Here is a 20,370-nt window from a genome sequence, read left to right on the forward strand (position 1 = left end):
GCGGTCCTGATTTTCGCCGGTGCGTTTCGGCCTTTCGGCTTCTTCGCGGTTCCAACCTTACCAGATCCGTTTCCGTCTCCGGCCCCCTGTTGGAGCGGGGTTGACCGTCCGGCTTTCGCTTTTCGGCTTTTCCGACTCTATCAGATTCAGCCCGTGCCGTTTCCGGCCCGAATTTGTTTCTGATATACCCGTCGAAGGGGCTTGCCTTTCGGCTTTTCCGACTTTATCAGAAGGCGAGCGGTCGAATTAATCGACCGGACGCTGCTGGTAAGAGGTCGGGGCGCCTCGCCGAATTGATTTTCCGGCCGAAGCGGAGATAGACACTATCCGCTGCGCTCGGACTGTCCAGTCCGTCGCAACCGTTTGAATCTACCTCCCCCTGTCACCCGTGTCAACGGGTTCCGTGGGGCGAAGAGGAGATTAGCAGGTCAGCGGGGGCTGACGCACATCACGCGGCGGTCGGCAGGGCGGCCTCGCGGTCGGTGGACTCGACGTCGCCGGTCTCGCCGGCGCGTACGGCGCGGCCGCCGAGGACGTAGACGTACAGGAGGAATGCCAGCTCGGCGGTGATGCCGATGCCGATACGGGCCCAGGTGGGCAGGCCCGAGGGGGTGACAAAGCCTTCGAGGGCGCCGGATATGAAGAGCACGGCGGCGAGGCCGATGGCGACGCCGAGGGCGGAGCGGCCCTCCTCCGCCAGGGCCGTGCGTCGGCTGCGGGGGCCCGGGTCGATGAGGGTCCAGCCCAGGCGGAGGCCGATGCCGGCCGCGACGAACACGGCGGTGAGTTCGAGAAGGCCGTGCGGAAGGATCAGGCCCAGGAAGGTGTCGAGGCGGCCTGCCGAGGACATCAGGCCGATGCCGACGCCCAGGTTGAGCATGTTCGTGAAGAGGACCCAGAGGACGGGGAGGCCGGCGAAGGCGCCCAGGACCAGGCAGAGGGCGACGGCTTGGGCGTTGTTCGTCCATACCTGGGCGGCGAAGGACGCGGCGGGGTGGCTGGAGTAGTACGTCTCGTACTGGCCACCGGGGCGGGTCATGTCGCGGAGGTCCTGGGGGGCGCCGATGGCCGCCTGCACTTCGGGGTGGGTGGCGATCCACCAGCCCAGGAGGGCGGCGACCGCGGTGGAGAGGATCGCGGTGGGCATCCACCAGCGGCGCAGGCGGTAGACCGCGGCGGGGAAGCCCGTGGTGAAGAAGCGGGCGGCGTCGCGCCAGGAGGCCTTGCGGGCTCCGGTGACCGCGCTGCGGGCACGCGCCACAAGTGAGGTGAGGCGGCCGGTCAGCGCGGGGTCGGGGGCGCTGGAGCGGAGGAGGGAGAGGTGGGTGGTGACCCGTTGGTAGAGCGTGACCAGTTCGTCGGCCTCGGCGCCGGTGAGGCTGCGTTTGCGGCGCAGCAGCGTTTCGAGACGGTCCCATTCGGCGCGATGCGCCGCAACGAAGACATCGAGGTCCATACGGTGTCGCTCCTTGCAGCGCGGTGAGTGGGTGCCGGGTCAGCTTGGCAGACTGGCCGTGCCCGGCGTGGGGTGGGCGGGGCTTCGGGGAACGAGAGGGAGTGGGCGCGGTGAGTGAGCTCGTAACAGGTGAAGCGGTGGTGCTGGGGCTGCGGCCGGCCAGATTGCCGAGCCGGGCGCTGGCGATGATGGTCGATCTTGTCGTGGCCTGGGGGCTCTATATCGCGGTGTCGCTGTTGTTGGTGAGTGCGACGTCGTCGCTGGACAGTGCCGCGGAGGCCGCCGTCGCGGTGGCCACGTTCGTCCTGGTGCAGGTCGGGATACCGATCGTGATCGAGACGCTGAGCCACGGTCGGTCGCTGGGGAAGCTGATGTGCGGGCTGCGGGTGCTGCGGGAGGACGGCGGGCCGATCCGGTTTCGGCATGCGCTGGTACGCGGGGCCATAGGGGCCATCGAGATCGTGCTGACCCTGGGGGTGGTGGCGTCCATCGCCTCGCTGGTCTCGGCGCGGGGGCGGCGGATCGGGGATGTTTTCGCGGGGACCCTGGTCGTGCGGGAGCGGATCCCCGTGGCGGAGGGCGGGGTGGCGCTGCCGCCGCCTCCGGCGTGGCTGGTGGCGGAGCTCGGAGGGCTGGATCTGTCGCGGGTGCCGGACGCCTGGTGGCTGACGGTGCGGCAGTACCTGTCGCGGGTGGGTCAGCTGGACGGGCAGGCCGGCTGGGCGATGGCGGGGCGGCTTGCGGAGGACCTGCGGGGGTTCACCGGGACGGCGGGGCCTGCGGGGGTGCATCCGGTGGCGTATCTGGCCGCTGTGGTGGGTGAGCGGCAGGCGCGGGAGGCGCAGCGGGCCTTCGGGGCTTCGTCGGGCGCCCCGGCGGTGGCGCGGGGAGAGGAGGGACCGAGGGCCTCGATGGAGAGCGCGGGGGACGTCGTGGCGTCGGCTGGGCAGGGAGCAGCCGACGGGGCGTCCGGCGGGGCGTGGTCGCTGCCGGGAGGCGTGCCGGTGGCTGGGGGCGGCTCGGCGCCTGTGGGGCGAGTGGTGGCGCGGGCGGACGGCGAGCGGAGTGGCGGTGGCGAGGCGCGTACGGGGTTTGCGCCGCCGGCGTGAGGCGCGGGCGCCGGTGCGGCGGGCAGCGTGTGCTGGTGTGGCGTGTGGGGGTTGGGGCCTGGGCCGGGCGGCGGTCCGTCGGTGGCGGGTGAGGTGGCTGGCGGTTGCCGGATGACGGGGCCGTCAGGTGAATGTCGACGGTGGGGATTCGAGGGATTCGAGTTCGATGCCGGGGGCTGAGAGCACGACGTCGCCGGCGATGTGGACGGTGTGCTGTTCGCCCGTCTCCAGGTCGTTGACCTGGTATTCGTCGGCGATGAGGGGTCCGTTGTCAGTGGCGTGTGGTGTGCTTTTCACCAGGGCCCAGGACTGATCGAGAGTACGCGGGGCGAGGACGGGGGGTGTGAAGGCCACCAGCCGGGTGCGGACGGCTCCGGCGCCGAGGGCGGGGCGGAGCAGGCGGGCGGTGGCGATGAGGAATGCGGGGGACGCGCCGGTGAAGGCGTGGGCGGGGACGTTGCCTTCGGTGGCGTGTTCGCCGGTCGGGTCGGTGCGCACCCAGGTGACGCCCTCGAGGGCGGCGCCGCGGACCTGCCAGGCGGAGGCGTGGAGTTCGAGGCGGATGGGGCGGCCGAGGTCGTCGAGGGTGAGGTCCACGGAGCCCGCGTGATCGCCGGTGGGGGTGGTGATCTGGGAGACATAGCGCCAGCCGGAGGGGCCGGTGGCGCAGTGGAAGTGCTCTTCGCCGAGGGGGGTGTGATCGTGCGGGTCGTGCAGGGAGTAGTGGCCGCGGGGCATGGGGGATGCAGTCCTTCGGGCGGGCCGGTGGTGGGGCCTTTACGGGCCAGGCCCCCGCCGCGAACGGCGAGGGCCTGGATTCACCGGCTGCTGTTGGTGATCACTCGCCGGTCGGGGTGACCGGCGGGGTGGGTGTGATCAGTAGCGGTAGTGGTCGGGCTTGTACGGACCCTCGACCTTGACGCCGATGTAGGCGGCCTGCTCCGGGCGCAGCTCGGTGAGCTTGACGCCGAGGGAGTCGAGGTGGAGGCGGGCGACCTTCTCGTCGAGGTGCTTGGGGAGCACGTAGACGTCGGTCGGGTATTCCTCCGGCTTGGTGAACAGCTCGATCTGGGCCAGGGTCTGGTCCGCGAAGGAGTTGGACATCACGAAGGAGGGGTGTCCGGTGGCGTTGCCGAGGTTGAGGAGGCGGCCCTCGGACAGCACGATCAGGACCTTGCCGTCCGGGTGGGTCCAGGTGTGGACCTGGGGCTTGACCTCGTCCTTGACGATGCCCTCGATCTTGGCCAGGCCGGCCATGTCGATCTCGTTGTCGAAGTGACCGATGTTGCCGACGATGGCCTGGTGCTTCATCCGCGCCATGTGCGAGGCGAGGATGATGTCCTTGTTGCCGGTGGTGGTGATGAAGATGTCGGCGGTCTCGACGACGTCTTCGAGGGTGGTGACCTGGTAGCCGTCCATCGCCGCCTGCAGGGCGCAGATCGGGTCGATCTCGGTGATGATCACGCGGGCGCCCTGGCCGCGCAGCGACTCCGCGCAGCCCTTGCCGACGTCGCCGTAGCCGCAGACCACGGCGGTCTTGCCGCCGATGAGGACGTCGGTGGCGCGGTTGATGCCGTCGATCAGCGAGTGGCGGCAGCCGTACTTGTTGTCGAACTTCGACTTGGTGACGGCGTCGTTCACGTTGATCGCCGGGAAGAGCAGGTCACCGTCGCGCTGCATCTCGTAGAGACGGTGGACGCCGGTGGTGGTCTCCTCGGTGACACCGCGGATCTCGGAGGCGAGCTTGGTCCACTTCTCCGGGGTCTCGGCGAGCGTGCGGGTGAGCAGCTCCAGGATGGCGCGGTGCTCCTCGCTCTCGGCGGTCTCGACCGCGGGGACCTTGCCGGCCTTCTCGTACTCCACGCCCTTGTGGACGAGGAGGGTGGCGTCACCGCCGTCGTCGAGGATCATGTTGGGGCCGCCGGTGGGCGAGTTCGGCCAGGTCAGGGCCTGCTCGGTGCACCACCAGTACTCCTCCAGGGTCTCGCCCTTCCAGGCGAAGACCGGGACGCCCTGGGGGTTGTCCGGGGTCCCGTCGGGGCCGACGGCGATGGCCGCGGCGGCGTGGTCCTGGGTGGAGAAGATGTTGCAGGACGCCCAGCGGACCTCGGCGCCGAGGGCGACCAGGGTCTCGATCAGGACGGCGGTCTGCACGGTCATGTGCAGGGAACCGGTGACCCGGGCGCCGGCCAGCGGCTGGGTGGCGGCGTACTCCTTGCGGATCGCCATCAGGCCGGGCATCTCGTGCTCGGCGAGGGTGATCTCCTTGCGGCCGAAGGCGGCGAGGGAGAGGTCGGCGACCTTGAAGTCCTGGCCGGTGGCTGCTGTCGTCATGCGGGCTGCTCCTCGAGTGTCGAGGTGGATTCGGGCTGGGCAGTCTGCGGCGCGGGCTGGGGTGGTCCCTCAGCCCTAGCTGAGGGGTTGTGGGGGTGTACGCGGAAGCGGACACACCTCTCCCCTGGCCGCAGCGCAGTCCGTCGGAGGCCCTCTCTCCCTCGGCCGGTCCGCTGGGCGGGCCGCCCGACCGCCATCAGCAGCGACGTCTGGCACTGCGCACGAATCTACACCGATCGGCCCAGTGGGCGCAGGCCGGACCGGCCATATCCGGGCGCTCGGGGGCTGGAGTGCGGTGCGGTGGCGGGGGTGTGGTGGTGGTTCGTCTCGGGTGTCCCGTACGCCTGATTCAGGGACCTCGTAGGGATCCTGCGGGGCCGCACGGGGCCTTGGGCGCCGCGTGCGCTGTCACAACTGTTGGTTCCCGGTCGCGGGTATTGCAGGATGCCGGGAGCGCGAGGACACTCGCACGATTCGCGCGCACGTTCGTGAGGAGAACCACGTGACCACCAGTCCAGCCGATCCCCCCAAGGGTGCGGGGAAGAGCGGGCAGGGGCTGAAGCTGCTCGCAGTGACCGCCTGCCCGACCGGCATCGCCCACACGTACATGGCCGCGGAGAAGCTGGCCCAGGCCGCCGAGTCCCTCGGCCATGAGATCAAGGTGGAGACCCAAGGCTCGATCGGGGCCGAGAACGTACTGTCTGACAACGATGTCAAGGACGCTGACGGCGTCATCATCGCCGCGGACAAGGACGTCGACCGCAGCCGGTTCGTCGGCAAGAGGGTCCTGGCGGTCGGGGTCGCGGAGGGCATCCATCACCCCGAGCGGCTGATCGAGCGGGTGCGGACCGCGCCCGTCCACAGCGGCGACGGGGACGGGCCCAGGACCAGCGAGGCGGGCGGGGCCGGCGGCAGGGAACGCAGCGTCGCGTACAAGGCGCTGATGAACGGCGTCAGTTACATGATCCCGTTCGTCGTGGCCGGCGGTCTGCTGATCGCGATATCGCTGGCGCTGGGCGGCCACGCCAACCCCGAGGGTGGTCTGGTCATCCCCGACGGGTCGTTCTGGAAGCATGTGAACGACATCGGGGTCGTCGGCTTCACCCTGATGGTGCCGGTTCTGTCCGGCTATATCGCGTACGCGATCGGGGACCGGCCGGCGCTGGTGCCGGGCATGATCGGCGGCTGGATCGCCAACACCGGCTCGCTGTACGACTCCAAAGCGGGCGCGGGCTTCATCGGCGCCATCGTCACCGGCTTCCTGGCCGGCTATCTGGTGCTGTGGATCAAGAAGGTCAGGGTCCCGAAGTCCGTCCAGCCGATCATGCCGGTCATCGTGATCCCGATCGTCGCGACGACGGTGCTCGGGCTGTTCTTCATCTATGTCATCGGCCGGCCGATCTCGTGGGTGTTCACGCATCTCACCGATCTGCTCGGCGGGATGACCGGGTCCAGCGCGGTCCTGCTGGGCGCGGTGCTCGGCCTGATGATCGCGTTCGACATGGGCGGGCCGGTCAACAAGACCGCGTTCCTCTTCGGCGCCGGGCTGATCGCGTCCGGCAACCAGACCGTGATGGGCATGTGTGCCGCCGCGATCCCGGTCATGCCGCTCGGGCAGGGGCTGGCAACGCTGATCCGTAAGCGTCTCTACTCCGAGCAGGAGCGGGAGACCGGTGTGGCGGCGCTGTTCATGGGGCTCTTCGGGATCTCCGAGGGCGCGATCCCGTTCGCCGCGGCTCGGCCGGCGCAGGTCATCCCGGCGAACATGCTGGGCGGCGCGGTGGCCGGTGCCGTCGCGGGGCTGACCGGGCTGACGGACGCGGTGCCGCACGGTGGTCCGATCGTGGCGGTGCTCGGTGCGGTCGGCGGGGTGCCGGCGTTCTTCCTCGCGGTCGCCGCCGGATCGGTGGTCACGGCGCTGGCCACGGTGGCGCTGGTGGATGTCGCGGAGCGGTGGAAGGACGGGGCCGCTGCTGTGCCGTCGCAGGTGCGCGAGCCGGCGCCGTCACAGGAGCCGGAGCCGGAGCCGGCGTTGGCGGGGGTCGGTGCCGCGGCGGCATCCCGTACGGGGGCGGGGGCGGCGGCTCCTGTAACGGCGACGGCGGACGCCGACGGCGCCGACGAGCGCGAGGTCCTCTCCGGTTACCTCACCGCGCAGACCGTGAAGGCCCGGCTCGAAGCCGTCGACAAGGAGGCGGCCATCCGCGAGATGGCCGAGCTGGCGGCCCGCACGGGCAGGGTGGCGGATGTCGACGAGCTGGTCCGGGTGGCGCTGGCCCGTGAGGCGCAGGGCACCACCGGGCTCGGCGAGGAGATCGCGATTCCGCACGCCAAGACGGATGCGGTGACCTCGCCGGTGGTGGCGTTCGCGCGGTCCGCCGAGGGCATCGACTGGGGGTCGCTGGACGGGACGCGCGCCAAGCTCGTGTTCATGATCTCGGTGCCCGAGGCGGCGGCCGGGGACGAGCATCTGCGCATCCTGGCGCTGCTGTCGCGGAAGCTGATGGATGCGGACTTCCGGGCGCGGCTGCTGGGGGCGGGGGACGGGGCGGGGGTGCTGGGGGTTCTGGGGGAGATCCCCTAGGGGGTGTTCGAACAGATCCCCTAGGGGATGCGTGGGCCCCCTGCGGGTCCACAACGTGGGGGCGTGGGGCGGTATTCCCGTTGGCTCGCGTGATTCCCGTTGGCTCGCGGCATTCCCGTTGGCTCGCGGCATTCCCGTCGGGTCGCGGATATTCCCGTCGGCTCGCGTCGTTCCCGTCGGCTCGCGTGGAAAGGTGTCCGGGCCCCGGCGGCCCTGGTCCGTGCGCTCGGAGAAGGCCCCCGTACGGAGAAGGCCCCCGCACTCGGTGGGAGTGCGGGGGCCTTTGTGCCTGCGGGTCGGCGGGGCGGTGGTCAGTTGCCGCCCGGTGTCTTGGCCGGGTCGTCGCCCGCGGCGGCCGCGGTCTCGCTGTAGATGTCGGGCTCGAGGTAGATGACCCGGGCGATCGGGACCGCCTCGCGGATGCGGGCCTCGGCGGCGTTGATGGCGTCGGCGACCTGGGTGGCCGTGGCGTCGTGCCGGACCGCGATCTTGGCGGCGACCAGGAGTTCCTCGGGGCCGAGGTGGAGGGTGCGCATGTGGATGACGCGGGTGACGCCCTCGCCGTCGACGGCGGCGGTACGGATCTTGGCGACCTGCTCGGGGCCGGCGGCCTCGCCGAGCAGCAGCGACTTGGTCTCGGCGGCGAGGACCAGGGCGATCACCACGAGCAGTGCGCCGATGCACATGGTGCCGATGCCGTCCCAGACGCCGTCGCCGGTGATCAGGGTGATGCCGACGCCGCCGAGCGCGAGGACCAGGCCGACCAGTGCGCCGAAGTCCTCCAGCAGCACGACCGGCAGCTCGGGGGCCTTGGCGCGGCGGACGAACTGGGCCCAGGTCTGCTTGCCGCGCAGCTCGTTGGACTCCTTGATGGCCGTGCGGAAGGAGAAGCCCTCGGCGATGATCGCGAAGACCAGGACGCCGATCGGCCAGTACCAGTCCTCCAGCGGGTGCGGGTCGTGGATCTTCTCGTAGCCCTCGTAGAGCGCGAAGACGCCGCCGATGGTGAACAGGACGATGGAGACCAGGAAGCCGTAGATGTAGCGTTCGCGGCCGTAGCCGAAGGGGTGTTCCTCGGTGGCGGCGCGCTTGGCCTTCTTGCCGCCGAGCAGCAGCAGGCCCTGGTTGCCGGAGTCCGCGACCGAGTGCACGCCTTCTGCCAGCATCGAGGACGAGCCACTGAAGGCGAAGGCCACGAACTTCGCTACGGCGATGGCCAGGTTGGCGCCCAGCGCCGCGACGATCGCCTTTGTCCCGCCTGATGCGCTCATAAGTGCCGCATGTCCCTTCCGTCGACCGGGCTTTACCGCCCCTTTAATACTCTGCGGCGGTCATTCTTGCAGCCCGGCTCCGGGAGGCCGTCATGAGGCCGTCATGCGCCCGCCGTCGGGCCGCCTGCCGGGCCCGTACGGCGACCGTGCCTAGACGACGACCGTCGCCCGGAAGAGGGTGCCGTCCCCGGAGACCGTGATGTGTTCGCCCTCCCGTACAAAGGCCGACTCTCCGGGTGCCAGGGCCAGCTCGCCGACGCCGCCGGTGTCGTCGGCCTCGACGCTGCCGTTGACCGCGATGCCCTCCCGGGCCCGCAGCCGGACCGTGCCGGACGTGCAGAGCAGCACCTGCGGCGCGCGGGCGGCGAGCGGGCGGGGGCTGCCGCCCGGGGCCAGGACGTAGCGGGAGAGCCGGAATTCGTCGATGGGGGTGTCGTAGACCTCTTCGGGGCCGTTGGCCTCGGGGCGCAGGACGCCGGGGTCGCCGGATGCGAAGCGGACGATCCGCAGCAGTTCGGGGACGTCGACGTGCTTGGGGGTGAGGCCGCAGCGCAGCACGTTGTCGGAGGTGGCCATCAGCTCGACGCCGAGGCCGTTGAGGTAGGCGTGCGGGATGCCGGCGCCGAGGAAGAGTGCCTCGCCGGGCTGCAGCCGTACGTAGTTGAGCAGCATGGCGGCGATGACGCCGGGGTCGCCCGGGTAGTGGTGGGCGATGCCGGCGTAGGCGGCGTAGGCGGCGGCGTGCGGGCCTTCCTCGGCGCTGAGGCGCTGGGCCGCGGCGGCGGCGCGTTCGACGGTTTCGGCGATCGCGTCGTGTTCGGCGGTGAGGACGGCGGTGAGGACCTCGCGCAGCGCGGACTCCTCGGGGCTGGCGCGCAGGATGTCGACATAGGGCTTGAGGCCGTCGACGCCGAGGGCCTCCAGGAGGTCGGCGGTCTCGGCGGGGTGCCGGAAGCCGCAGAGCCCGTCGAAGGGGGTGAGGGCGCAGATCAGTTCGGGCTTGTGGTTGGCGTCCTTGTAGTTGCGGTGGCCGGCGTCGATGGGGACGCCCCGCCGCTCCTCGTCGGCGAAGCCTTCCCTGGCCTGGGCCAGGTCGGGGTGGACCTGGAGGGAGAGCGGTGAGCCGGCGGCGAGCAGTTTGAGCAGGAAGGGCAGCCGGGGGCCGAAGGCGCGGACGGCGTCGGCGCCCAGTTCGGTCTCCGGGGCGGCTTCGATCACGTCGGCCAGCGAGACCGGGCCCGCGCCGCGGTCGATGCGGGACGGGGCCCCGGGGTGGGCGCCCATCCACATCTCGGCCTGCGGTTCGCCGGTGGGTTCGACGCCGAGGAGTTCCGGGATGGCGGTGGTGGAGCCCCACGCGTAGGGGCGCACGGTGTTGGCGAGGCGGTCCATGGGGCTGCTGCTTCCTGACGTGTGGCTAGGCGGGTTTCAGGTGGTGCCGCGGGGTGCCCCTGGTGTTCGGGGGCGTGTCGCGGTACCGGATCCCCATGATCACTCGGTGTCGGCGAGCGCCAGGTAAACGGCGGCGAAATCTGTGATGGCGAGCAGTTCCGTGGCGCTTTCCAGTTCGCTGCCGCTCTCCGGTTCGAGCTCGCTGAGGGCGGTCTCGCACTCGTTGGCGAGGGTGTTGGCGGCGCGGGTGGCGGACAGCGGGCCCGGTTCGCGCCGGTCGCGCAGCAGCAGGATCCTGGCGTGCAGCGCGGCGGGCTGCTCGACGCGGTCGCGGAAGAAGTCGTCCGGGTCGGCGCCGGCGGCCAGCGAGCCGGACAGCAGCGGGCGGTGGGTGGTGAGCGCCTCGGGCAGTTCGGCGACGAGCGCGGGGATGCCGGCCAGTCCGGCGAGGACGGTCGCGAAGTGCCGGCCGACGGCTCCGGCGATGGTGCCTTCCGTCCAGATCAGGGGAAGCGCCTCGGCGAGATCGGCGGCCAGTGCCTTGGCCGGGTTGGTGTACGTGGCGACCGCCGGGCCGCAGCGCTGGGCGAGCTGGTCGAGGCGGTCGGCGAGGTGGTTGAGCACTTCGGGTGGCGCGGTGAGCAGCCCGATCCGGTCGGCGAGCGCCAGGATCGGGATGAGCAGCGACCAGAGGGTGCCGGGGGCGGCGGGGGGCGCGCCCTCGACGTCGAATTCGGAGTCGTACGGGGTGGTCGCCAGCGGGACGGCGAGGCCGCGGGCCTGGACGACGGCTTCGGCGAGCGGGCCGCCGCCCGGGGTGACGCCGACGACGGCGCAGCCGCGGCGGTAGGCCTGCTCGACCAGCTCGGCGAGGCCGGGGTCGGAGCCGTCGGGGCCGGCGAGCAGCAGCAGGTCCAGGGGGCCCGTCCAGCCGGGCAGCGTCCAGCGCAGGGCCCCGGGGAGCGGGGCGACGCCGGTGGGCGGGATGAGGGTGACCGGGCAGCTGCCGCCGCCGAGCGCGCCGATGAGTTCGGCGATGCAGGCGGCGGCGGGGCCCGGTCCGGCGACGAGGACGGAGCGGGGCCGTCCGTCGGGCGTCAGGCCGGGGATGCCGGCGTCGACGGCGCTGCGGGCGGCCGTACGGACTCGGGCGCCGGATTCGGCGACGCCGCGCAGCAGCCCGAATCGGTCGGCGCCGGCCAGCGCCTCAGGGGTGTCGAGGAGTGACTCGTCGAGCATGGGGCGCGGCCTCCGATCGCCGGTACGGGCGGGGGAACGCCGGGCGGTGCCGGGGCGGGCCCGGCGGCGCCCGGTCAGGCGGGGCGGCGGGCCTCGTCCACGAGGAGCACGGGGATGCCGTCCCGGACGGGGTAGGCGAGTCCGCAGTCCGCGGAGGTGCAGGTCAGCTCGGCGGGGTCAGCCGCGGTGCGGTCCTCAAGCGGGGCGTGGCACGCCGGGCAGGCGAGGATCTCGATCAGGCTGGCTTCGACCGGCATGGAGGCTGCTCCTTCGGGTGGTTGCGGCGTGGCCAGCGTACCGCCGGACGGGGGGCGGGGGCCTGCTCAACGGTGGATGGCGGGTGGGGGCGGGGGCCGGACGGGGGCCGGATGGCGGCCCGGGCGTGGGCCGTGGGTGGCCGGTCGCCGGTGACCACCGGCCGTGGTCGGTGACCGGTGGTCGGTGGTCGGCGGCGGCTCGTGACCAGTGGTTGGTCCAGTGGTTGGTCCAGTGGTTGGTGGACCAATGGGGTTATGGACCGGTGGTCGGTGCCCGGTTGGTTGACCAGTGCCCGGTCGGTTGACCAATTGCCGGGCCTGTGGACCAGTGGCCGGGGCCCGTGGTCCACCGACCCGGCATCCGTGGTCAGCCGCGGATGATCGTCAGCGCTTCGTCCCGGACCCGGTCGACGGCGGCGGTGTCCCGGGCCTCGACGTTCAGCCGCAGCAGCGGCTCCGTGTTCGACGGGCGCACGTTGAACCACCAGTCGCCGGCGGTGACCGTCAGGCCGTCCAGCTCGTCGAGGGCGATGCCCTCGCGGCCTTCGTACGCGGCCTTGATCGCGGCCATCCGGCCCGTCTGGTCGTCCACGGTGCTGTTGATCTCGCCGGAGGCCGCGTACCGGTCGTACTGCGCGACCAGCTCCGACAGCGGTCCCTGCTGTCCGCCGAGGGCCGCCAGCACATGCATCGCGGCGAGCATCCCGGTGTCGGCGTTCCAGAAGTCGCGGAAGTAGTAGTGCGCGGAGTGCTCGCCGCCGAAGATCGCGCCGGTCTTCGCCATCTCCTCCTTGATGAAGGAGTGGCCGACGCGGGTACGGACGGGGGTGCCGCCGTTCTCCTTGACGACCTCCGGTACCGACCAGGAGGTGATGCAGTTGTGGATGATCGTGCCGCCGGGGTGCTTGGCGAGCTCACGGGCGGCGACCAGGGCGGTGATCGCGGACGGCGAGACCGGGTCGCCGTTCTGGTCGACGACGAAGCAGCGGTCGGCGTCGCCGTCGAAGGCCAGGCCGAGGTCCGCGCCGGTCTCGCGCACCCGCGCCTGGAGGTCGACGATGTTCTTCGGGTCCAGCGGGTTGGCCTCGTGGTTGGGGAACGAGCCGTCCAACTCGAAGTACATCGCGTCGAGTTCGAGCGGCAGGCCCTCGAAGACGGTCGGTACGGTGTGGCCGCCCATGCCGTTGCCCGCGTCCACCACGACCTTCAGCGGCCGGATGCCGCTCAGGTCCACCAGCCCGCGCAGGTGGGCGGCGTAGTCGCCGAGGACGTCGCGCTGGGTGATGGTGCCGGGCTTCGGCGCCGGCTCCGGGGCGCCCTGGTCCGACCAGCGCTCGACGAGCGCGCGGATATCGGCCAGACCGGTGTCCTGGCCGACCGGCGCGGCGCCCGCCCGGCACATCTTGATGCCGTTGTACTGGGCCGGGTTGTGCGAGGCGGTGAACATCGCGCCGGGCAGGGAGTGCGCCCCGCTGGCGAAGTACAGCTCGTCGGTGGAGCAGAGGCCGATCTCGGTGACGTCGACTCCGCGGGCCGCGGCGCCGCGTGCGAAGGCGCGCGCCAGGCCGGGGGACGAGGGACGCATGTCGTGCCCGGTCACGATCGCGGACGCGTCGGTGACCTCGGCGAAGGCCGCGCCGAACAGTTCCGCGAGCGGCTCGTCCCACTGTGTCGGGACGACGCCGCGTACGTCGTACGCCTTGACGATCTGCGACAGGTCGGTCACAAGCCAGCCCTCCTGGGGGTCTTTGTGGGGTACCCAACGTAGCGGGTTCGCTGCGCCCGGCCCGCGCCGGTGGGGGGTGGGCGTTCGTCGCCGGGAGACCCGCCGTTTCAGCTGCGGAAGGCGTTGTGGAGAGGCCCGCGGGGGCGGGCGCCGGGAGCCGGCAGAGCGGTGGTCAGGAGTCCGGCGAGCGGAGCACCCTGAGGTGGCCGCGGCGGGCCACCTCCATGGGCTGGGAGTCGCTGCCGCCCGACGGGCCGCCGCCGGCGCCTGCCGCGCGCTCCTGGGGGCGGGCGGCCTCGCGCACCGCGTTGGCGAGGGCTTCGAGGTCGTCGCCGCTGGGGCGGGCCGGGCCCGATTCGAGGGCGAGGCGGACGACTTCCCAGCCGCGCGGGGCGGTCAGGCGCTCGGAGTGCTCGGCGCACAGGTCGTAGCAGTGCGGTTCGGCGTAGGTGGCGAGCGGTCCGAGCACAGCGGTCGAGTCCGCATAGACGTACGTCAGCGTTGCGACGGCGGGGCGGCCGCACGCAGTGCGCGAACAGCGACGTACAGGGCTCACGACGTTGGACGGTACCGCACTCTTGAGCGGGCCGCGACGACTCTCCCCCGGCTCACCCAACCGTGTCGTCCCACTTCGTCCGATGCGTCTGACCTGCACCCGCTCGACCTGACCTGCGACGCGCGGGGCGCATGGGGCGGTGGGTGGCGAGGTTTCCCGTCACGGACTCGTCATCAGTCGGCGCATTTCATGTCATTCCGCGGGAGATCCACGATCTGATGCGGGGATGCAAACGAACGCAACGCGGGCCGGAGCGGTCACTCGGCGACATGGCGCGGATTGCCGCGCTCGGCGGTGCGCGCCATCCCTCGACGGTTACGCTCGATGCTGATGGACACGCCCGTACCGCCCCGACCGACGGAGCCGCGAATCCGCCGCCGCGACCGCCATGGCCGTGGCATGCGCGGCCCGATCGCGCCTCCTCAGGTGCCGCTGTCGGTGACCCGCGCCGACGCCTTCGTGGATCTTGTGTATGACTCCCGGGACCGTCTGGAGCGGCGCTGGCCGCAGCTCTCGGAGGTCGACTTCCTGATCATCGAGGTGCCCGGCTTCGGGCGGGACGACGGTCCCGGGCACGACGCGGACGACGGGACCGTGCCGCTGGGCCGGGTGCTGCCGGCCGCCGGCGGACATCGCGACCGGATCGTGATCTACCGCCGGCCGGTGGAGATCCGCACCAAGAGCCGCGACGAACGCGCGCTGCTGGTCCACGAGGTCGTCGTGGAGCAGGTCGCCGAACTCCTCGGCCTGGCACCGGAGTCGGTGGATCCCCGGTACGGGCAGGACTGAGGGTGCCGGCGCGGCCGGCGGGTGGCCGTTTTTCGCGTCTGCCCGCCCGTCGGCCGTGGTTGTCCTCAGCCCGTGAGCAGCGACAGGTCCTGTCCCGCCGTCGGGACGACCACGGAGCCGCGGTCGTCGGGCAGCGGCTGGACGGTGAAGGCCGGGATGCCGCCCTGCGGCAGTGCCAGCATGCGGGCCGCGTAGACCGGGCCGCTGCCCTGCTGCGGCTCGACGGTCAGCGCGTAGGAGCCTTTGAGGCCCTCGGGGCGCGGGGGTTCGACGGCCATCGTGGTGCCGCCCTTGACCGTGTACGTCTTGGTGACCGGGGTGCCGCCGCCGCTGCCGGCGGACGCGGTGACCTTGACCTTGGCGTCCTTGCCCTTCTCGGGGGCGACCAGCGAGAGGGTGCTGCCCTTGGCGCGGTTGTCGGCGGCCGTGGCGCGGGTCTCGACCGGGCGGCTGGCGGGGATGAACGCCATCTCCTGCTTGTCGCCCTTGCCGCGGGTGACCCGCAGCGCGGCCGCCACCGGGGCCTTGGAGCCGTCGGCGGGCGTCAGCACCAGTGAGCCGGCCTCGCCCTTGGTGATGTCCTTGAGGTCGACGGCCGTGGTCATACCGCTCTTGACGTGCAGTGTTTCCAGGCCGGCGGGGGTGATGAGACCGGTGGGGGTGGCCAGCCGCACGTTCAGGTCGGCGTCCGATTCGCCGGGAGCGACGGCAACCAGCCGGACCGAGGTGGCGTCGGCCGGGATGCCGGGCAGCAGCACGCTCGGCGACGGATCGGCGGAGGCCGGCAGCCAGTCGCTGCCGAGCTTGGCATCGGCGGCCTGGACCGAGGCGCCGACCCGGCCCTCCCGGGCGCTGACATGCAGCGCCACATTGGTGGTCGGGGTGCCGATGAGGGTGGAGAGCAGGACCGGGACCGTGGTGTGCGGGGGTACGGCGATGTTCTCGCCGGCCGGCGCCTCCAACGGGCCGTCCTTGCCGTGCAGTTCGAGGTCGACAACGGCCTGGGTCGAGTCGGGGTTGGTCAGGTGGACGTAGTCCTGGCGGTCCCGGTCGGTGCTGACGCCGGGGAACCAGAAGGTGGTGTCGGGCGCGGCGCAGGTCAGGCCGAGCAGTCCGCGGCCGGTGCCGGCGGCGACGGAGGTGGTCTGCTGGACGGTCCAGCCGGGCGCCAGGGCGCCGTCGGCGGTGCCGACGAGTGCGGGGGCGCCGGAGCCGCCGGCCGTGGCGGTGACGGGCTTCCCGGCCCCCTGGAGGGGCACGACGGGCTTGTTGTCGCGCGGCGGGACGACCTGGCTGGCGGCGTCGTCAGCGGCGGCCTCGGCGTTCCCGGACTTCTTGTCCTTGCCGTCCTTGCCCTTGCCGTTCCCCTTGTCGCCCTTGTCGTCCGTGTCGCCGGTGTCCTTGAGGGTGCTCGCGGGGAGCAGCTGGGCGGTGCCCTTCTTGGCCGCGCCGGCGACCGCGCCCTTGGGGGCGAAGGCGGTGTACGTCGTCTCGCCGACCTCCGAGGACGTCGGGGCCGGGCAGAGCAGCGCGGAGCGCTGGACGGGCATCCGGGTGCCGGCGCCGGCGGCGTCCTGTGCTTCGCCGCCCGGGGCCGCGAGGGCGGCGACACCGGTGACGGCGGCGAGCGCGACGGCCGCGCCGGTCAGGGACATCATGGTGCGCTTCACTGCTGGTCGCTCCCGTCACGGCGCGGCTCGGGGAAGGAGCCGGAGTACCCCGGGTACACGGTGCCGTCGTCGTAGGGCTGGGGCTGCTGCTGGCCGTCGTATCCCGGCTGCTGCCCGTCGTAGCCGGGCTGCTGGCCGTCGTAGCCGGGCTGCTGGCCGTACCCGTAGGGGTCGTACTGGCCCGCCTGGTAGGGATCCGCCGCGTAGGGGTCGGCCTGGTAGGGGTCCGACTGCGGGTGGGGCTGCTGCCCGTAGGTGTGCGGCTGGGCCTGGTACGGGTCGGCGGGCTGGTAGGGCTGCCCTTCCCCGGGGTGGCCCGGCTGCTGGACGGGCTGGTCCTGCTGGGCGGTCTGCCACTGCTCGTACGACTGCTGCTGGGGCACCGCGGCGTACGGATCGGCGCCCTGGGCGGCGTCCTGGCCGGGGATCGCCCCGGTCATGGGGTCGGCGGCGGGCACGCCCGCGGTCTCCTGGCGCGCGGCCGGGATGCCCGGGTCCGGTGTCTCGCCGGCGGCCTCGGCGGCGGCCCGCAGGCGGCGTGCCCGGCGGCCCTCGCCGGCGGCCTCGGCGGCCTGTGCGGCGGCGGCCGTGGCGGCCGCCGCGTCCTCGGGGAGGTCATCGTCGATCTCCCGGCGGCGGCCCGGCAGGGCCATCACGACCAGGACGACGGCGAGCAGGCCCTGCGCCCAGAGCCAGAGGTTGTGGCTGAGCGGGTTCTCGTGGGTGAGGTCGAGGCGGCCGCCGCCCGCGGGGAGCTGGAAGCCCTGCGCCCAGCCGTCGAGGGTGACGGGCTTGAGGGGGGTGCCGTCGAGGGTGGCGTGCCAGCCCTCGTCGGCGGCGTCCGCGATGCGCAGGACCCGGCCGGTGTCGCCGTCGGGCACCTTGGTGTGCACCTCGACGGGCTCGGCGGGCACGGCGATCGGCGCGGCCGACTCGCCGGCCCGGGTGCCGTCCTTCGCCTCGCCGGCGACGATCGAGACCCGCGAGACCCGCCGGTCCACCTGCCACAGGGCGTTGCCGTTGTCCTGGCTGCGCCGGGTCAGACCGGGGGTGGAGTCCAGCACCCGGCCCATCTCGCGCGGCGCTCCCTCGCGCACCAGGATGTAGCGCACCGCGTAGCCGCCGAGCTGGTTGCTCTGGTCGGCGCCGGAGCCGGCGACGAGGTGGGCGACGATGTCGTCGAGCCGCGCGTTCCCGCCGGCTTGGACGGCCAGGTCGGCGTCGCCGAGGCGGGCGCCGGAGCCGCGGACGAGGGTGTAGTCGACGTGTCCCGGCTTACCGCCCAGGACCAGGGTGCGGGCCCGGTCGGAGGAGCCGGACTCCTCGGCGACGAACGCCGGGACCTGCACCGGGTCGCGCCGCTCCAGGGGGCCGGCCGCGCCGGTGATCATCCAGCTGGCCGCGGCGTAGAGCGGGGCGAGCACGGAGGCCAGCGCGATCAGCACGGCGACCGGCTGCTTCCAGCCGAAGCCCATGGTGGCCATGCGGGTGCGGATGCCCTCGGCGCCGATCACCGCGGCGCACAGCAGCGCCAGGCTGTAGACGAGCATCGCGGGCCCGGTCCAGCCGGAGGCGTTGCCGAGCGCGGCGACCAGCAGGCCGGCCACCGCGACCGCCCAGGCGGTACGGATCGCGGTCTGCCGTTCGTCGCGCAGGGTCGCGGCGAGCGCGGCCAGCACGATGCCGATCAGCAGCACTCCGCCGACGCCCTTGGGGCCGCCGGGGCTGAGCCCGATCAGGTCGAGTACGGAGGCGGAGCCGGCGCCGTAGTCGAGCCCGGCCTCCTGGAAGAACCGTCCGGGGTGGGTGAGCAGCGACAGCGACCAGGGGGCGAGCACGACGACCGGGGCGACGGCCACGGCCAGGAAGCGCAGTACGTACGCGAGGAGCAGGTCGCGGCTGCCGTCCATGGCGCGCAGCACCAGCAGGCCGACGCCCAGCAGCACGGCGATCGGCCAGACGACGGGGGTGAGCGCCATGGTGAAGGTGACCAGAAGCGCGTACGCCCAGGCGGCGCGCCAGCTGGGGCGGACGCCGATCGGCAGGCGCAGTCCGCTGGCGGCGATGGCGGCGCGCGCCATCAGGGGCAGCAGGATGGCGAGGACGGTGGTGCCCAGCCGGCCGCCGGCGAGCGCGCCGGCGGTCGCGGGCAGGAACGCGTACGCGATGCTGCCCCAGGCCCGCAGCAGCCGGGAGGCGACCAGCGGGCGGGAGGCGAAGTAGGCGGTGAGTCCGGCCAGCGGGACGGAGCAGACCAGCAGCAGGGTGACGGTGAAGCCGGTGCTGCCGAAGAAGAGGCTGGAGACCAGGGCGAGGATCGCCACGTAGGGGGGCGCGGCGGCGGTGTCGCCGACGCCGACGGCGTGCCAGCTGTCGAGATACGAGGACCACAGGTCGGATACGTCCGCGGGGGCCGGCAGCATGGCGCCGCCGGTCAGCGCGCCGGTGCCGAGCAGTCCGCGGCAGGCGATCAGGGAGACCAGCAGCAGGACGAGGAAGAGGACCGGGCCGGGTTTGCGGGCGATCCGCTTGAGCCGGGCGAACTGCTCGATCTCCAGGAAGTCGGCGTCGTCACCGCCGGGTCCTGACTCCACGGCGCCGTGCCGTCCTGCCGATGCCACGTCCGGTGCGGCGCGCCCGCCGAGGTTGCCCGCGACCTGTTCGACGGTGGCGCGTACGGTCGCGCCGGGCGGCGGGAACAGCGGCCGCAGCTCGCTCGCCTCCACCGCGGGGCGGCCTCTGCGTTTGCGGGCGGCGAAGATCTTGCCGGGCCGCAGCAGGGTGCCGAAGAGCCCGGCGAGTTCGTCCAGGGCCTGTCCGGGGACCTTGCCGACGAGGTAGGCGATGACCCGCAGCAGGGTGCCGAGCAGCAGCCGGAGCAGGACGTACGGGAGCAGCGCGCCGCGGGTGTTGGCGAGCAGGGTGTATACGGCGCCGGCCTTGTCGACCCGGTGCGGGTTGGCGACGGAGCGGCCGACGCAGTCGATGGGGCGGCGTTCGCGGGCGGATGCCTCGGCGTGCCGCAGGATGGCGTCCGGTGCGATGAGCACCTGGTGGCCGGCGGCCTGGGCGCGCCAGCACAGGTCGACGTCGTCGCGCATCAGCGGCAGCCGGCGGTCGAAGCCGCCCAACTCCTCGTAGATGTCGCGGCGGATGAGCATGCCGGCACTCGAAACGGACAATACGGGACGGATCTGGTCGTGCTGTCCCTGGTCCTGTTCGCGGCGGTCCAGGCCTGTCCAACGGCGGCCGCTGCGCGCGATGCTGACGCCCGCCTCCAGCAGCTGGCGGCGGTCGTACCAGCTGCGCAGCTTGGCGCCGACGATGACGGTGGAGGGGCTGGCGTCGGCGACCCGCAGCAGCTCGGCGAGCGCGTCCGGCTCGGGCGCGCAGTCGTCGTGCAGCAGCCACAGCCACTGGACCGGCTCCCCGTGGGGGAGTTCCGGCATGTCGTAGGCCTCGTCGCGCCAGGTGCGGCTGACCGGGTCCCAGCCGCTGGGCCGCTTCAGATAGGGCAGGTCGTCCGGGGTCAGCAGGGGGGCCGTGCGGACGCATTCGTCGACGGCGGTGCCGAATCCGGAGCGGCGGGCGAGATGCAGCACCCGTTGGTCCCCGATGGCCTCGGCGAGGAGCCGGGCGGAGTCGTCCGCGCTGCCGGTGTCGGCACCGACGACGTTCTGCACCGGGCGCTCCTGGCCGAGCAGCCCGGCGAGCGCGTCGGGCAGCCAGCGGGCGCCGTCGTGCGAGACGATCACGGCGGTGACGACATGCCGGGGGAACTCTGGGGTGGCGGCTGCGTATGAGGCGGTCTGGGCCGCCGACTGGCTGTGCACGGACATCGAGGTACGGGCCCTCCGGACCCGGGAGTTCGGGGCCCGCGGCGAAGTCGCTCCAGGCCCCCGCCCCCGGAAGACACTGCGACGGACTGCTAGGCGGGTGAGTCCGGCGGACGCGTGCGGCCCGTGGGGGCGTTGGCGCATCTCGGAC

General features: G+C 72.6%; 14 protein-coding genes. 3 read left to right on the forward strand and 11 right to left on the reverse strand.

Annotation, left to right across the window (positions count from 1 at the left end; genetic code table 11):
• Positions 1-448: 448 nt before the first annotated feature.
• Entirely contained in the window at positions 449-1,456 is a 1,008-nt protein-coding gene (locus tag FCH28_RS34085; RefSeq protein WP_136744102.1) for a stage II sporulation protein M, read from the reverse strand.
• Positions 1,457-1,566: 110 nt separating this feature from the next.
• Here FCH28_RS34085 and FCH28_RS34090 point away from each other — a divergent pair, with 110 nt between their 5' ends.
• On the forward strand, positions 1,567-2,565 hold the full coding sequence (locus tag FCH28_RS34090) for an RDD family protein (protein ID WP_136744103.1): 999 nt from the start codon (positions 1,567-1,569) through the stop codon (positions 2,563-2,565).
• Between the two features lie 123 nt (positions 2,566-2,688).
• Here the strand turns inward: FCH28_RS34090 and FCH28_RS34095 are convergent, their stop codons facing one another.
• Both FCH28_RS34095 and ahcY read right to left on the reverse strand, forming a co-directional pair.
• A complete protein-coding gene (locus FCH28_RS34095) occupies positions 2,689-3,303 on the reverse strand; it encodes a hypothetical protein (protein ID WP_136744104.1) in 615 nt (204 codons plus the stop codon).
• Positions 3,304-3,441: 138 nt separating this feature from the next.
• Positions 3,442-4,899 carry an adenosylhomocysteinase gene (gene ahcY / locus FCH28_RS34100; protein ID WP_136744105.1) on the reverse strand — a complete coding sequence of 486 codons (1,458 nt, stop codon included), beginning with the start codon at positions 4,897-4,899 and terminating at the stop codon, positions 3,442-3,444.
• 607 nt (positions 4,900-5,506) lie between these two features.
• On the opposite strand from ahcY, the gene FCH28_RS34105 reads away from it, so the two are divergent.
• Entirely contained in the window at positions 5,507-7,483 is a 1,977-nt protein-coding gene (locus FCH28_RS34105) for a fructose-specific PTS transporter subunit EIIC (protein WP_425472063.1), read from the forward strand.
• A 311-nt stretch (positions 7,484-7,794) separates the two neighbouring features.
• Here FCH28_RS34105 and FCH28_RS34110 read toward each other — a convergent pair whose 3' ends face one another.
• The 6 genes from FCH28_RS34110 to FCH28_RS34135 all read right to left on the reverse strand — a co-directional run bounded on the left by FCH28_RS34110 (position 7,795) and on the right by FCH28_RS34135 (position 13,984).
• Positions 7,795-8,754 (reverse strand): cation diffusion facilitator family transporter, encoded by a 960-nt coding sequence (locus FCH28_RS34110; protein WP_136744107.1) that lies wholly within the window; start codon positions 8,752-8,754, stop codon positions 7,795-7,797.
• 150 nt (positions 8,755-8,904) lie between these two features.
• The gene (manA, locus tag FCH28_RS34115) at positions 8,905-10,146 is read right to left on the reverse strand and encodes a mannose-6-phosphate isomerase, class I (protein ID WP_136744108.1); all 1,242 of its coding nucleotides are present in this window, start codon (positions 10,144-10,146) and stop codon (positions 8,905-8,907) included.
• 99 nt (positions 10,147-10,245) lie between these two features.
• Positions 10,246-11,385, reverse strand: coding sequence for an SIS domain-containing protein (locus FCH28_RS34120; RefSeq protein WP_136744109.1), 1,140 nt, complete (start codon positions 11,383-11,385; stop codon positions 10,246-10,248).
• 74 nt (positions 11,386-11,459) lie between these two features.
• The gene (locus tag FCH28_RS34125; RefSeq protein WP_136744110.1) at positions 11,460-11,642 is read right to left on the reverse strand and encodes a Trm112 family protein; all 183 of its coding nucleotides are present in this window, start codon (positions 11,640-11,642) and stop codon (positions 11,460-11,462) included.
• Positions 11,643-12,009: 367 nt separating this feature from the next.
• Complete coding sequence (locus FCH28_RS34130; protein WP_136744111.1) at positions 12,010-13,368, reverse strand: phosphomannomutase/phosphoglucomutase; 1,359 nt, start codon at positions 13,366-13,368, stop codon at positions 12,010-12,012.
• 172 nt (positions 13,369-13,540) lie between these two features.
• Positions 13,541-13,984, reverse strand: coding sequence for a DUF3499 domain-containing protein (locus FCH28_RS34135; RefSeq protein WP_136744112.1), 444 nt, complete (start codon positions 13,982-13,984; stop codon positions 13,541-13,543).
• 339 nt (positions 13,985-14,323) lie between these two features.
• On the opposite strand from FCH28_RS34135, the gene FCH28_RS34140 reads away from it, so the two are divergent.
• Positions 14,324-14,713: a metallopeptidase family protein gene (locus FCH28_RS34140; RefSeq protein ID WP_136744113.1), complete on the forward strand. Its 390-nt coding sequence runs from the start codon at positions 14,324-14,326 to the stop codon at positions 14,711-14,713.
• Positions 14,714-14,778: 65 nt separating this feature from the next.
• Here FCH28_RS34140 and FCH28_RS34145 read toward each other — a convergent pair whose 3' ends face one another.
• Positions 14,779-16,383, reverse strand: a complete 1,605-nt coding sequence (locus FCH28_RS34145; RefSeq protein WP_136744114.1) for a DUF5719 family protein — start codon at positions 16,381-16,383, stop codon at positions 14,779-14,781.
• On the reverse strand, positions 16,380-20,222 hold the full coding sequence (locus FCH28_RS34150) for a glycosyltransferase family 2 protein (protein ID WP_136744115.1): 3,843 nt from the start codon (positions 20,220-20,222) through the stop codon (positions 16,380-16,382). The genes FCH28_RS34145 and FCH28_RS34150 overlap by 4 nt, the downstream gene beginning before the upstream one ends.
• Positions 20,223-20,370 lie beyond the last annotated feature (148 nt).

This window comes from Streptomyces piniterrae (assembly GCF_005048155.1).
Taxonomy (GTDB): Bacteria; Actinomycetota; Actinomycetes; order Streptomycetales; family Streptomycetaceae; genus Streptomyces; species Streptomyces piniterrae.